16 protein-coding genes are annotated in these 12680 nt (G+C 68.7%); 12 read left to right on the forward strand and 4 right to left on the reverse strand.

From position 1 onward, the window contains the following. Window positions 1-71: 71 nt before the first annotated feature. Together HRC28_RS12960 and HRC28_RS12965 are read right to left on the reverse strand one after the other, a co-directional pair. Window positions 72-590: a DUF6318 family protein gene (locus HRC28_RS12960; protein WP_182375931.1), complete on the reverse strand. Its 519-nt coding sequence runs from the start codon at window positions 588-590 to the stop codon at window positions 72-74. 129 nt (window positions 591-719) lie between these two features. Beyond that, window positions 720-1085, reverse strand: coding sequence for an MmcQ/YjbR family DNA-binding protein (locus HRC28_RS12965; protein ID WP_182375932.1), 366 nt, complete (start codon window positions 1083-1085; stop codon window positions 720-722). A 133-nt stretch (window positions 1086-1218) separates the two neighbouring features. Here HRC28_RS12965 and HRC28_RS12970 point away from each other — a divergent pair, with 133 nt between their 5' ends. From HRC28_RS12970 to HRC28_RS13000, 7 genes are all read left to right on the forward strand, one after another. Then, the gene (locus tag HRC28_RS12970; RefSeq protein WP_182375933.1) at window positions 1219-1683 is read left to right on the forward strand and encodes a hypothetical protein; all 465 of its coding nucleotides are present in this window, start codon (window positions 1219-1221) and stop codon (window positions 1681-1683) included. Between the two features lie 97 nt (window positions 1684-1780). Continuing rightward, the gene (locus HRC28_RS12975; protein ID WP_182375934.1) at window positions 1781-3592 is read left to right on the forward strand and encodes an ABC transporter ATP-binding protein; all 1812 of its coding nucleotides are present in this window, start codon (window positions 1781-1783) and stop codon (window positions 3590-3592) included. After that, on the forward strand, window positions 3589-5421 hold the full coding sequence (locus tag HRC28_RS12980) for an ABC transporter ATP-binding protein (RefSeq protein ID WP_182375935.1): 1833 nt from the start codon (window positions 3589-3591) through the stop codon (window positions 5419-5421). Before HRC28_RS12975 ends, HRC28_RS12980 begins: the two co-directional genes overlap by 4 nt. A gap of 7 nt (window positions 5422-5428) precedes the next feature. After that, window positions 5429-5770, forward strand: a complete 342-nt coding sequence (gene hisI, locus HRC28_RS12985; RefSeq protein ID WP_237111467.1) for a phosphoribosyl-AMP cyclohydrolase — start codon at window positions 5429-5431, stop codon at window positions 5768-5770. Then, on the forward strand, window positions 5763-6368 hold the full coding sequence (locus HRC28_RS12990) for a Trp biosynthesis-associated membrane protein (RefSeq protein ID WP_182375937.1): 606 nt from the start codon (window positions 5763-5765) through the stop codon (window positions 6366-6368). The genes hisI and HRC28_RS12990 overlap by 8 nt, the downstream gene beginning before the upstream one ends. Before the next feature lie 68 nt (window positions 6369-6436). After that, entirely contained in the window at window positions 6437-6637 is a 201-nt protein-coding gene (locus HRC28_RS12995; RefSeq protein ID WP_056705935.1) for an HGxxPAAW family protein, read from the forward strand. Window positions 6638-6641: 4 nt separating this feature from the next. Beyond that, window positions 6642-7079 carry a DUF2752 domain-containing protein gene (locus tag HRC28_RS13000; protein ID WP_202033073.1) on the forward strand — a complete coding sequence of 146 codons (438 nt, stop codon included), beginning with the start codon at window positions 6642-6644 and terminating at the stop codon, window positions 7077-7079. 45 nt (window positions 7080-7124) lie between these two features. Here HRC28_RS13000 and HRC28_RS13005 read toward each other — a convergent pair whose 3' ends face one another. Beyond that, window positions 7125-7502, reverse strand: a complete 378-nt coding sequence (locus HRC28_RS13005) for a DUF4190 domain-containing protein (protein ID WP_182375938.1) — start codon at window positions 7500-7502, stop codon at window positions 7125-7127. 66 nt (window positions 7503-7568) lie between these two features. Continuing rightward, window positions 7569-8000 carry a TM2 domain-containing protein gene (locus HRC28_RS13010; protein ID WP_182375939.1) on the reverse strand — a complete coding sequence of 144 codons (432 nt, stop codon included), beginning with the start codon at window positions 7998-8000 and terminating at the stop codon, window positions 7569-7571. A 179-nt stretch (window positions 8001-8179) separates the two neighbouring features. On the opposite strand from HRC28_RS13010, the gene trpC reads away from it, so the two are divergent. Genes trpC through lgt form a run of 5 tightly spaced genes read left to right on the forward strand, consistent with a single transcriptional unit; the run spans window position 8180 to window position 12598 of the window. Further along, window positions 8180-9001, forward strand: coding sequence for an indole-3-glycerol phosphate synthase TrpC (gene trpC / locus HRC28_RS13015; protein ID WP_182375940.1), 822 nt, complete (start codon window positions 8180-8182; stop codon window positions 8999-9001). Beyond that, the gene (trpB, locus tag HRC28_RS13020) at window positions 8998-10212 is read left to right on the forward strand and encodes a tryptophan synthase subunit beta (RefSeq protein WP_182375941.1); all 1215 of its coding nucleotides are present in this window, start codon (window positions 8998-9000) and stop codon (window positions 10210-10212) included. Before trpC ends, trpB begins: the two co-directional genes overlap by 4 nt. Continuing rightward, complete coding sequence (gene trpA / locus HRC28_RS13025) at window positions 10209-11018, forward strand: tryptophan synthase subunit alpha (RefSeq protein WP_182375942.1); 810 nt, start codon at window positions 10209-10211, stop codon at window positions 11016-11018. The genes trpB and trpA overlap by 4 nt, the downstream gene beginning before the upstream one ends. Continuing rightward, window positions 11011-11619 carry an SCO family protein gene (locus HRC28_RS13030; protein WP_237111468.1) on the forward strand — a complete coding sequence of 203 codons (609 nt, stop codon included), beginning with the start codon at window positions 11011-11013 and terminating at the stop codon, window positions 11617-11619. The genes trpA and HRC28_RS13030 overlap by 8 nt, the downstream gene beginning before the upstream one ends. A 10-nt stretch (window positions 11620-11629) precedes the next feature. Continuing rightward, window positions 11630-12598 (forward strand): prolipoprotein diacylglyceryl transferase, encoded by a 969-nt coding sequence (gene lgt / locus HRC28_RS13035; RefSeq protein WP_237111469.1) that lies wholly within the window; start codon window positions 11630-11632, stop codon window positions 12596-12598. Window positions 12599-12680 lie beyond the last annotated feature (82 nt).

The raw sequence follows: 12680 nt of genomic DNA on the forward strand, positions 1-12680 counted from the left end.
AGCGGGTGTTTGGAGCCCCAGAACAACGAAGGGCATCAAGGCGAAAGCCAGTGCGATGCGCACCGCGGGATTCATAGCGGTAGGCCTTCTGTTGCGCCAACGATCCACTTTCCGTCGACGTGCGCCAGATAGAGGCGGGATTTGTACTTGCCGCCGGCCAAGGACTTTGGCTCCGCTCCCTTGGCTTCCGCGTACTCGGTCGGCTCAGCGTTCATTACGACGACCCACTGCGTTGCCGACTCGGCGCGTAGAGACAGGATCTGCTCAGTACCGCCCGTGAGGTATCCGTCGTTCTCGTAGATTTTCGCTACCTGGTCGGCGTACTCATGACACGAATCGCAATCGGGCCCTGCGACAGCCAGAAACGCTTCGGTCTGGCCGGTTTCCTGCATCCGATTGCTGAGAGCCACCCAGCGCCGAATGAACTGTTTGGCCGTCTCGCCCTTCGGCGCTTCGGTCAGCGGATCAACGGTGGGTGCAGCGCTGCTCGGCGTATCGATCGTTCCCGACGGCGTCCAGGTGGACATCGGATCGGCGGGATCGTCGCCCCCGTTGCACCCGGTCAGGGTGAGGGCAGCAAGAAGTGCCACGAGGGCGGTGCGAGGCGTACGCAATGGGTCCTCCCGAGATGGAACGCGCCCGGACCAGGGCGCGGAGTGACGCTATCCCGATCCGATCGAGATTCGCCACCTTGGCCCGGAGGCCTGTGGAGGAACGGCTCAGGCGTCCCAACCCTCGGGGCGTCGCGACTTCGGCAGCTTCGACACGACCATTCGGTAGGACTCGTCGACGGCCTCGAGCAGGTCGTCGTCGGGGATCGCGCCCGCGAGCACGAGGTCGTTCCAGCCCGAGCGGCCGATGTAGGCCATCACGGATGCGTCCTCGGGATAGCGCTGGAGCCATTCGTCGGCGACGTCGCGGGTTGCGCCCGCCTTCACGCCGACGGAGTCGCGCCCGAGGAAGGCAAAGATCTTTGCCCGCTCGCCGTCGCCGACCTTGATCACCGGGAACTCGTGGTCCCACGGGTTGTCGGGCCAGGCGCCGGGCTTGGTCAGGCAGTACGACTGGAGCTCTTCGACGTCCATGGCTCCGACGCTATCGAGATCGCGATTCGACTGGATCGACGAGGTTGTCCACAGGCCATCGTGCGGCACTGGCGAACCGCGGATCCGAGATGCAGTCTGTTGGCCCACACAGGCTCGATCTCGGGAGATCCACATGCATCCACGCCACGCCACCGACGGATTCGTGATCAGCGGTTCGATCGCCATCACGCCACCTCTGGACAACGACGAAGCGGACCTGTTGCAGGCCATCAGCATGGTCAGCTTCCGCTCGGCCATCGAGGACGCACCGTCAGCATTCCTCGCGAAACTCGCCCCCGGCCATCCTGAGGGGCCGAGCGGTTGGCTCTCGTGCGAGGACGGATGTTGCCTCGAGATCGACGAGCGCGGCTACGTCAAGGTCGACGCCATCGAACCGTGGCTGGCGTTCATCGCCGGGACGCTGCTCGCCGATCATGCCTTGGCTGGCTCGCTCATGCTCTGGGATTGCGCTGATCGCACCTTCACGGCGTTGACCGTGGACGGGACTCGGGTACGACGTCGTGCGGTTCTCCAGCACGAGCCTGCACGCCGCAGTCGTGCCGGAACAACCGCCTTGCCCCAGATCCGAAGTGTCTAGCGTCCCCGAGGCGGAATAGTCTCCGACCCACCAGAGGTTGTGACTGGTTGCACCTCGCAGTCTGCGAGGCGCAGGACGAGGTGGGGAGCAGGAGCGGGTGGCGACGGCGAACAGCGGTGCGGGTACGACGTCGGCCGGGTTCGCCGTCCTGTGGGTCGCCATCAAGCGCGAACCCTGGATCTTCGCCCTCTCGACTGTTGGGAGCCTGCTCTTCGGCGCCCTGACCGTTGCGGACGCGTGGGTGCTCGGTTGGTCCACGGACCACGTGGTGCTGCCGGCGTTCCGCGACGGCGAGATCGGCTCCGGGCTGCTGTGGGCGGTGCTGGGCCTGTTCGTCGGGGTCGCGATCCTGCGCGCAGTGGGCATTGTGGCGCGGCGTCTCGGTGCGGGCATCATGCAGTACCGGATGCAGGCGCACAGTCGCCGTGCGGTCACCCGGCAGTACCTCAAGCTCCCGCTCGCGTGGCACCAGAAGCACCCGACGGGGGAGTTGCTGTCCAACGCCAACTCGGATGTCGAGGCGGCGTGGGGGCCGATCGCGCCGCTGCCGATGGCCGTCGGCACGGTGGCGATGATGGTGATCGCCGTCGTACAGATGCTGCTGACCGACCTGGTGCTCGCGGTGATCGGCTTGCTGGTGTTCCCGCTCGTCATCGGCACCAACATCGTCTACCAGCGCCTCGCCCAGGGCTGGGCCACCCGTGCGCAGCAGTTGCGCGCCGAACTCTCCGAGATCGCGCACGAGTCCTTCGACGGCGCCCTGGTCGTCAAGACGTTGGGCCGCGAACCGGAGGAGACCGAGCGCTTCCGCGCCAAGGCCCATGAGCTCCGCGAGGCCAACATCCGGGTCGGCCGGATCCGCGCGGCCTTCGATCCGACGCTGGCCGCACTCCCGAACATCGCGGTGCTGTTCGTGCTCGTCATCGGCGTGCACCGTGTCATCGGCGGTTCGACCGGCGCGGGTGACGTCATCACCATCGCGTACCTGCTCACCGTCGTGTCCTTCCCGATCCGCTCGATCGGCTGGCTCCTGGGCGACTTCCCCCGCAGCGTCGTCGGCTACCGCCGCGTCGCGGCCGTGCTGAACGCCTCCGGCGCCATGGAGTACGGCGACCGGCCGGCGCCGCAAACGACGGGCGGTGCGCGACTCGAGGTCGAGCACGCCGCCTTCGGATACGAGCCCGATCGCCCGCTGCTGCGCGACATCACCTTCGACGTACCACCCGGCCGGACGGTCGCTCTCGTTGGCGCGACGGCATCGGGCAAGAGCACCCTCACCACGTTGTTCGCCCGCCTCGTCGATGTCGACGCGGGCGCGATCCGTGTGGACGGGATCGACCTCCGCGACTTCGAACAGGGCGGTCTGGCCAGCGTTCTCGCGGTTGTCCCGCAGTCGGCGTTCCTCTTCGACGACACGGTCCGCGGCAACGTGACGCTCGGCCTCGACGTCTCCGACGACGACGTCTGGGAGGCCCTGCGCACCGCCCAGGCGGACGGGTTCGTCGCTGCCCTGCCCGACAGCCTCGACGCCAGGTTGGGGGAGCGGGGCACCACCCTGTCGGGCGGCCAGCGACAGCGGCTCGCCCTGGCCCGTGCACTGGTGCGTCGACCGCGCCTGATGGTGCTGGACGACGCGACCTCAGCCGTTGACCCGGAGGTCGAAGCCCGTATCCTCGCCGGACTCGGTGGGGTTTCGCGGCTCGCTGACGCTCGCACCTCAACCACCGGGATGACGCTCGTGGTGGTCGCCTACCGCAAGGCCACCATCGGCCTCGCCGACGAGGTGCTCTTCCTCGCTGACGGCGCGATCGCGGACCGCGGTACCCATGACGAACTCGTCGCCCGCAACGCCGACTACGGGCGCCTCGTCAACGCCTACGAGACCGAGTCGGCGGAGGTTGTCCGATGAGCACCACCGAGCGCGCACCCGAGCAGACGCACCTCAGTACCGGTGAGGACATCGGTGCCTGGGCAACGATCCGTCGCGGCATCCACCACTCGCCCGAGCTCAAGGAGGGCATCGGCTGGACGCTTGCGCTTGCTGTCCTCGCGTCCGTCGGTCAGGTGATCGTGCCGATCGCGGTCCAGCAGACCATCGACAAGGGACTGCGCGGACCGGACGGGCCCGACCCGACGTTCACCACCTGGCTCGCCCTGGCTGCGGGCCTCGCGATCGTGGTGACCAGCTGGGCGTCGTACGCCATGACGGCCCGGCTGTTCTCGACCGCAGAGCACGGGCTCGCCACGTTGCGGGTCAAGGCGTTCCGCCACGTCCACGACCTGCCGTTGCTCACCCAGAACACCGAGCGTCGCGGGTCGCTGGTCTCCCGTGTCACCAGCGACGTCGACCAGGTCAGCCAATTCCTCGTGTTCGGTGGCCTGCTGTTCGTGGTGAGTGTGGGTCAGATGCTGATCGCCACGGTCGTGATGGTCGTCTACAGCTGGCAACTCGCGCTGGTGGTGTGGGTCTGCTTCGCGCCGCTGTTCTTGAGCCTGCGGTTCTTCCAGCGCAAGCTCGCCACCGCTTACGGGACGGTACGACGCCAGGTCGGCGCGCTGCTCTCGGCAGTGTCGGAGCCGGTGGTCGGCGCCACGGTCGTGAAGTCGTACGCGATCGAGGCTCGCACGCAGGAGCGCATCGACACGGCCGTCGAGGCGCACAAGGCTGCCAGTACGCGGGCACAGGGGTTCACGGCGTTCTCCTTCAGCCTGGGTGGCATCTCGGCCGGTTTCGCCAACGCGGCGGTGCTCATCGTCGGCATCTGGCTCGGCCAGGGCTTCGCCTGGGGCGAGGGCATCAGCGCCGGTGAGGTGCTGGCGTTCGCGTTCCTGGTCACCCTGTTCGTGGGCCCGGTCCAGATGGGCACGCAGATCCTGACCGATGCGCAGAACGCCATCGCCGGGTGGCGGCGGGTGATCGGCATCCTCGACACTCCAGCCGACCTCGTCGATGCCGGTCCCGACGGTCAATCACTGCCCAGGGGCGCGATCGACGTCCGGTTCGAGCAGGTCGCCTTCTCCTACCCGGGCGGCTCCGAGGTGCTGACCGACATCGATCTGGTGGTCCCTGCCGGCCAGCGGGTCGCCGTGGTCGGGGAGACCGGTTCGGGCAAGTCGACGATCGCGAAGCTGCTGACGCGACTGATGGACCCGTCCCGTGGGCAAGTCCTGCTCGACGGCATCGACTTGCGCCGGATCGCGGAGAGTGCGCTGCGCAGCAGCGTCGTCCTCGTGCCGCAGGAGGGCTTCCTCTTCGACGACACGCTGGCCGCCAACGTCCGCTATGGCCGTCTGGGCGCCACCACGGAAGACATCGTCGATGCCGCCGAGGCCATCGGCCTGGGCGATTGGCTGGCGGGCCTGCCCGACGGCGTCGAGACCCGCGTCGGCCAGCGCGGTGAGTCGCTGTCGGCGGGGGAGCGGCAACTCGTCGCGCTCCTGCGCGCGCAGCTCGCCGATCCCGACCTCCTCGTGCTCGACGAGGCGACCAGCTCGGTCGACCCGGAACTGGAGACCCGCATCGGCCGCGCGCTCGAAAGACTGTTGAGCGGACGCACCTCGGTCACCATCGCGCACCGCCTGTCGACGGCCGAGGCCGCCGACGTCGTGGTCGTCGTCGACCGGGGCCGGATCGTCCAGCACGGGACGCATGCCGAGCTCGCAGCACAGCCCGGCACGCCGTACGCACGACTCCACGCATCGTGGGTGCGGTCGTCCGGCTCCAGCCAACCGCGATAATGGAGCCGTGACCTCCCTCGACCCGGCGATTGCCGACCGCCTGAAGCGCACCGACGACGGCCTGGTGCCTGCGATCGTGCAGCAGTACGACACCGGCGAGGTGTTGATGATGGCGTGGATGGACAACGAGGCGCTGCACCGCACGCTCACGACCGGCCGGGCGACGTACTGGAGCCGTTCGCGCAACGAGTACTGGGTCAAGGGCGAGACCTCGGGCAACCCGCAGCACGTGCACGAGGTGCGCCTCGACTGCGACGGCGACACCCTCCTGCTCAAGGTCGACCAGGTGGGCGTCGCCTGCCACACGGGCGCCCGCACCTGCTTCGACGACGGGTTGCTCAGTGCCTGACCACGACCTGCGCAAGACGTTCGGGCCGACGGTCCTGCTCGGCCTGGCCGGCAGCGGTTTCGCTGCGGTGGCCGGTCATCGGGCGCTGCTCGCCGTTCCCGACGAGTTCCTCAAGACGGCCGGGCTGGTCGGCTTCACGGGACAGGACGACAGCGTCGTCGAGTTCCCGCTCGCCGGTGCACTGGCACTGGTCGCCCTCGCGTGCTGGGGCGTGCTGCTGGTCACCCGGGGCGTCGTACGACGGATCGTGGCCGCCCTTGCGGCGGTGGCCGCCGCAGGGATCCTCGCGGTGGTGGTCATCGGCGGGTTCGTCCAGGACGACGACGCGGCGGCCGACCTGAGCACTCGACTCGGTCTCGGTGGTGCGACGGTGCCGCTTGAGCGCAGCCCGTGGTTGTGGGTCGCGCTGGCCTCTGCCCTCCTCGCCCTGATCGCTGCCGTGGTGGCCGTTCGATACGTGGGTTCGTGGCCCGAGATGGGCACGCGGTACGACGCTCCCGGAACCGATCACGTGCCGGCGGCCAGTGACCCCGAGGAGCAGACGAACATCGACTTGTGGAAGTCACTGGACGAGGGCACCGACCCGACGGACGCGTGACCCCCTAGAATCGTCGCGTTCCACCAGCAATCCGGAACACCAGCAATCCCGAAACGAGGAGACTCCACATGGCCGACGATCACGGCAACACCCCGGCAGCCTGGACTGCGGTCCTGGTCTCCCTCGTGGGATTCACGATCGGTGCCGTGGGCATGTCCGTGACGCCGCTGAACTGGCCGCTCTTCTGGGTCGGCACCGTCATCGCGGTCGCCGCCCTGCCACTGTTCTTCGTGCTGGTCAAGATGGGCCTGCACGAGTCGAGCCACTGAGCGTATGACGCTCACGGCGCCTCCGGTCCTCACCAGCGGGCAGGCTCGCTGGCGCCGGATGGTGCCGCCTGTTCTCGTCGCCGGTGGCCTCGCCGCTGCGGTGACGGCGCTGCACATGCGGGATCCGCACGAGCAGGGGTCCTGGGGCATGTGCCCCCTCGCGGCGCTCGGGATCCACTGCCCGGGCTGTGGCGGTCTGCGTGCCGTCAACGACCTCGGCAACTTCCGGATCGCTGACGCGGCCAGCAGCAACTTGCTGTTCCTCTTGTCGATCCCGGTGCTGGGCTACATCTTCTGGCTCTGGACCTCGGGGCGCTGGTCCGGCCGTGGCTGGGACCCGTCGGATCGCTGGCTGCGCAACGCGGGGCTGGCCCTGGCCGTCTCTGCTGCGATCTTCACGATCCTGCGCAACACAACGGCGGGGTCCTGGCTCGCGCCGTAGCGCTCACCTGAACCCCGCCGTGATGGTGCGTGGTGAAGAGAGACCTCAGAAGTCGCTGTAGAGGCTTCCGGAGAAGCTGTCGGTCGCGATGATCAGGATCCAGACGATCACACCGATGACGATGCTCGCGATACCGAGGCTCAGGCCGGCGATGGCCAGGCCCTTGCCGGTCTTCTTGCCTTCGTCGATCTCCTTCTTCGCGAGGAAGCCGGTGACCGTTGCGGCGATGCCGAGCACGAAGTACGTGCAGCAGAGCAGGCCGAGGATGCCGGTGACGAGCGAGACGATCGCCAGCACCGAGGTCTGGGTGGGCTGTCCGCCGCCGGCGCCGAAGGCAGGCTGGCCGTAGGGCTGGCCGGGGCCACCGTAGCCACCACCGGGCGGGGGCGGGGGAGTTCCGTAGGGCGGTTCGTTGTAGCTCACGTGTCTGCCTTTCATGGGTACGGCCGAGGGTCGGGCTGTGGTGGGAACCCTAACGGCCGCGTCGATCTACCGCAGCAGGCGCCCGTGCTGGTCCGTCGGGCGGCCGGTCAGGAGCACGATCCCGTCGATGATCGACCACAGGCAGAAGGCCGGCAGGGTGACGAATCCGATGATCGCGCAGAGCAGTACCCAACTGATGAGCGATCCGAGCAACTGCGTCAGGCCGATTCCGATCTGCCCCTGGTACAGGCGCCCGACGCCACAGACGCCGACGAAGGGGAGCAGCAGGTTCAGCAGGCCGGCGGCGAGTTTCGACTTGTCGGACATCGGCTGACCGGTGACCGGGTCGACGCCGTACCCCGGAACCATCGCGTACCCGTAGGGTGCCGGCGCGCCGTACGGAGGCGGAAACGGCTGCTGGAACCCCGGCTGGTAGGGCTGTTGGTACGGCGGGTACGGGCCGGACGGTTCCTCCGGCGGCGGGTAGGCGTCACTCACGAGCCGAGGCTAGGGCAATCGCAGGTCACCTGCGCACGGAACGCCGGCGCCGTTCGGGCGACGCTGTCGAGGCGGAACAATGGTCGGACTGTGTGTGGGGCGTTGAGGGCCGCGTGACACACTCGACACACCCCTTGGGCGAGAGCCGCCCGAGGTCTCACCGACTCAACGGAGGCGACATGTCGGCCCCCCAGGCCTCCCAGCCCACGGTGCTCGACGGGATCGTCGCCGGAGTGCTCGAGGACCTCGCGGTCCGTCAGGCGTCCGTGTCGGAAGCCGATCTCCGCGCCGCTCTTGCCGATGTCGATGCACCGCGCGACCCGATGCCCCATCTGCGTGGCGCGGGTTCGAGCGTGATCGCCGAGGTCAAGCGCAAGAGCCCGAGCAAGGGCGAGCTGGCCGAGATCGCCGATCCCGCTGCGCTGGCCCGGGAGTACGCCGCCGGCGGTGCCGCCGCGATCAGCGTGCTCACGGAGCAGCGCCGTTTCAACGGCAGCCTTGCCGACCTGCGGGCCGTACGGGCCGCGGTCAACACCCCGATCCTCCGCAAGGATTTCATCGTCACGGAGTACCAGCTCCTCGAGGCGCGGGCGGCGGGCGCCGACCTGGCGCTGCTGATCGTGGCTTCGTTGCCCGGCGAGATGCTGTCCCGCCTCCACGACTACGCCCGCGAGCTCGGACTGACCGTGCTCGTCGAGGTGCACGACGAGATCGAGACGGCGCGGGCCGTTGACCTCGGCGCCGAACTGATCGGCGTCAATGCCCGCAACCTCAAGACGCTCGCCGTCGACCCCGACACCTTCGGGCGCCTCGCGCCGCACGTGCCGGCCGACCGGGTGCTCGTGGCGGAGTCCGGCATCACCGGCGCGCAAGACGTCCAGCGTTTCGTCGACGAAGGCGCCCGCGCGGTGCTCGTGGGCGAGGCCCTGGTGAAGAACGGTGCGCCGCGTGAGGCGGTCGCTGAGATGACAGGCCTGCAGATGACGGGGATTGCTGGATGAGCACGTACGGCGCCGATGACTTCGGCTGGTTCGGGGGAGCGGGCGCCTTCGGCGGCCGCTTCATGCCCGAGGCACTGATCGCAGCACTGGACGAACTGGACATCGCCTGGCAGAAGGCGATGGTCGACCCGACCTTCGTCGCGGAGTTCGAGGGCCTGCTGACCAACTACGCCGGCGTGCCGAGCATGTTGTACGACGCCCACCGGCTCTCGGAGCACGCGGGCGCCCGGATCCTGCTCAAGCGCGAGGACCTCAACCACACCGGCGCGCACAAGATCCGCAACGTCCTGGGCCAGGCCCTGCTGACCAAGCGGATGGGCAAGACGCGCGTGATCGCCGAGACCGGCGCGGGGCAGCACGGCGTCGCCTCGGCTACCGCCGCTGCGTACCTCGGCCTGGACTGCACCGTCTACATGGGTGAGGTCGACACGGAGCGCCAGGCGCTCAACGTCGCCCGCATGCAGCTGCTCGGCGCCGAGGTCATCCCGGTGAAGAGCGGTTCGCGCACCCTCAAGGACGCGATCAACGAGGCGCTGCGCGACTGGGTCGCCAGCGTCGACCACACCGCCTACCTCTTCGGCACCGCCGCGGGTCCGCACCCGTTCCCCAGCCTGGTGCTGTCGTTCGTGCGTGGAATCGGCGACGAAGCGCGCCAGCAGTGCCTGGACCTGACGGGCGGCCTGCCCGACGCGATCACCGCCTGCGTCGGTGGCGGATCCAACGCGATCGGCCTGTTCGCCGGCTTCCTCGATGACGCCGACGTGGACATCTACGGCTTCGAGGCCGGGGGCGACGGCGTGGAGACCGGACGGCACGCTGCGACAATCTTCGCTGGCTCCATCGGGGTGCTGCACGGTGCGCGGACCTTCGTGCTTCAGGACGAGGACGGCCAGACCATCGAGTCGCACTCGATCTCGGCCGGCCTGGACTACCCCGGGGTCGGGCCGCAGCATGCCGCGCTGGCCGAGGCCCGCCGGGCGACGTACCTCCCGGTGACCGATGCGGAGGCGATGGACGCGATGTCCCTGCTCGCTCGCACCGAGGGGATCATTCCGGCGATCGAGTCGGCGCACGCCGTCGCGGGCACGCTCAAGATCGCGAAGGAACGCCAGGGCGAGACCCTGCTCATCAACCTGTCCGGTCGTGGCGACAAGGACATGGGCACCGCCCTGGAGTACTTCAACCTCGGCACCGCAGGAGAAGCGAAGTGACCAGCAGTAGCGAGGCCTTCGCCTTCGCCCGCGCCGAGAACCGGGCCGCGCTCGTCGGTTACCTCCCGGCCGGCTACCCCGACGTCGACGGCAGCATTGCCGCGCTCAAGGCGATGGTCGACGCCGGCTGTGACGTCATCGAGATCGGCCTGCCCTACAGCGACCCGGTGATGGACGGCCCGACGATCCAGGCCGCCGCCCAGCAGGCCCTCGAGGGCGGTGTGCGCACCACCGACGTGCTCCGCACCGTCGAGGCCGTCGCCGCCACGGGCACGCCCACCCTGGTGATGACCTACTGGAACCCCGTCGAGCGGTACGGCGTCGAGCGGTTCGCGCGCGATCTCGCCAGTGCTGGCGGGGCTGGTCTGATCACCCCCGACCTGACGCCCGACTTCGCACCCGAGTGGATCGCGGCCGCGGACCAGCACGACCTCGACAAGGTGTTCCTCGTCGCCCCTTCGTCCACCGACGAGCGGATCGCCATGACGACGGCCGCCTGTCGCGGCTTCGTCTACGCGACGGCCGTCATGGGCGTCACCGGTGCCCGGACATCGACGAGTGACCTCGCGGGCCCCCTCGTCGCGCGGACCAAGGCGTCCACGAGCCTCCCCGTCGGGGTCGGCCTGGGCGTGAGCAACGGCGCGCAGGCCGCCGAGGTGGCGTCGTACGCCGACGGCGTGATCGTCGGCTCGGCCTTCGTCCGCGTCCTGCTGGACAACGCCGGCGACCGCGCGGCCGGACTGGCCGCCCTCTCGGCCCTCACCGAGGACCTGGCGAACGGCGTGGCCGGGGGCGTGCGTGCGTAGGACGTTCCGCCTCGTCGTACTGCTGATGGCCCTGGGGCTCGTGGGCACGGCCTGCGGGAGCAGCCCGGAGGAGTTCACCGGGACCCGGCTCGAGAATCCCTATGCCGCTCCCGACATCGAGCTCACCGACACCGCCGGCGAGCCGTACTCGCTCGCCGCGGACACCGACAAGCCGCTCACGCTCGTGTTCTTCGGTTACACCGAGTGCCCGGACTTCTGTCCCATGGTGCTCAACAACATCGCGGCGGCGCTCAATCGCGTCGACGACGCCGATCGCAAGAAGGTCGACGTGGTGCTCGTGACCACCGATCCCGCGCGCGACACCCCCCAGGTGATGCGTGAATACCTCGATCGCTTCAACAAGGACTTCATCGGCCTGACCGGCGACCTGGACACCATCATCGCCGTCGGCGACCCGATGGCGGTCTACGTCAACGACGGCAAGTTGTTGCCCACCGGGGGATATGACCTCGGGGGGCACTCGACCTTCACGCTCGCGATCGACAGCAACAACGAGGCCATCGCACTGTGGAACCAGGAGACGTCGAACACCGAGTTCGCCGCCGACATCCACACCCTGCTGAACCAGGACGAGGACTAGGACCAACGACGTGTTGACCCAGCTGATCACCGCCTCCATTCCGAGCCCGGCCAACGGGGTCTGGCACCTCGGGCCGTTCCCGCTGCGCGGCTACGCGCTGTGCATCATCCTCGGCATCGTCGTCGCCATCTGGATCGGCGAGAAGCGGTGGGCTGCTCGCGGCGGCACCATCGGCGAGATGCAGGACGTCGCGATCTGGGCGGTCCCCTTCGGCCTGGTCGGCGCCCGGCTCTACCACGTCGCCACCGACTGGAAGAACTACTTCGGCGAGGGCGGCGACCCGGTGTCGGCGCTCTACGTCTGGCACGGCGGCCTCGGCATCTGGGGCGGCGTGGCACTCGGCGCTGTGGGCGCCTGGATCGGAGCCCGGCGCAAGGGCATCAAGGTGCTCCCCATGCTCGACGCCCTGGCGCCCGGCGTGCTCGTCGCCCAGGCGATCGGACGCTGGGGCAACTGGTTCAACCAGGAGCTCTACGGCAAGCCCACCGACCTGCCCTGGGGCCTGGAGATCGACAAGGCCCACTTCAGCAGTTCCTACGAGCAGCAGCTCTACGAAGCGGGCACGCCGCTGCCCGACATGGCGACGTTCCACCCGACGTACCTCTACGAGTTCTTCTGGAACCTCGCCGCGTTCGCGGTGATCATCTGGCTCGAGCGCCGCTACCGCCTCGGCCACGGCCGCGTGATGGCCGTCTACGTCATGGCCTACACGGCAGGACGTGGCTGGATCGAGTACCTCCGCATCGACGACGTCCAGCTCGACAACGTCCTGGGCCTCCGCTTCAACGTGTGGACCTCGATCGTGCTCTTCGTGGCGGCTGCGGCGTACTTCCTGTGGTCGCTGCGGCATCGTCCCGGGCGCGAGGAATCGGTGTACGTCGACGAGCGCATCTCGGAGGTCGAGACTGACGTCTCAACGGCCGAGAAGACGGCCACGGACGATTCCGATGTGACGGACGAGGCATCCACCAGCGACTAACGATTGGGCAGGTGCGGTTCACACGGTGGTAATCTGGGACTTCCGCCGCGTGGGCCAGTGACGTCCCTTGCGCCTCACCTTC

The organism is Nocardioides sp. WS12, assembly GCF_014108865.1.
Taxonomy (GTDB): Bacteria; Actinomycetota; Actinomycetes; order Propionibacteriales; family Nocardioidaceae; genus Nocardioides.

Bases quoted from the DNA above. Each gene is read 5' to 3' on its own strand.
- HRC28_RS12995 (WP_056705935.1), top strand. From the start codon at position 6,437: ATGGCCGACGATCACGGCAACACCCCGGCAGCCTGGACTGCGGTCCTG.
- HRC28_RS12980 (WP_182375935.1), top strand. From the start codon at position 3,589: ATGAGCACCACCGAGCGCGCACCCGAGCAGACGCACCTCAGTACCGGT.
- HRC28_RS12965 (WP_182375932.1), bottom strand. From the start codon at position 1,085: ATGGACGTCGAAGAGCTCCAGTCGTACTGCCTGACCAAGCCCGGCGCC.
- HRC28_RS12970 (WP_182375933.1), top strand. From the start codon at position 1,219: ATGCATCCACGCCACGCCACCGACGGATTCGTGATCAGCGGTTCGATC.
- trpB (WP_182375941.1), top strand. From the start codon at position 8,998: ATGAGCACGTACGGCGCCGATGACTTCGGCTGGTTCGGGGGAGCGGGC.
- trpC (WP_182375940.1), top strand. From the start codon at position 8,180: ATGTCGGCCCCCCAGGCCTCCCAGCCCACGGTGCTCGACGGGATCGTC.
- HRC28_RS13000 (WP_202033073.1), top strand. From the start codon at position 6,642: ATGACGCTCACGGCGCCTCCGGTCCTCACCAGCGGGCAGGCTCGCTGG.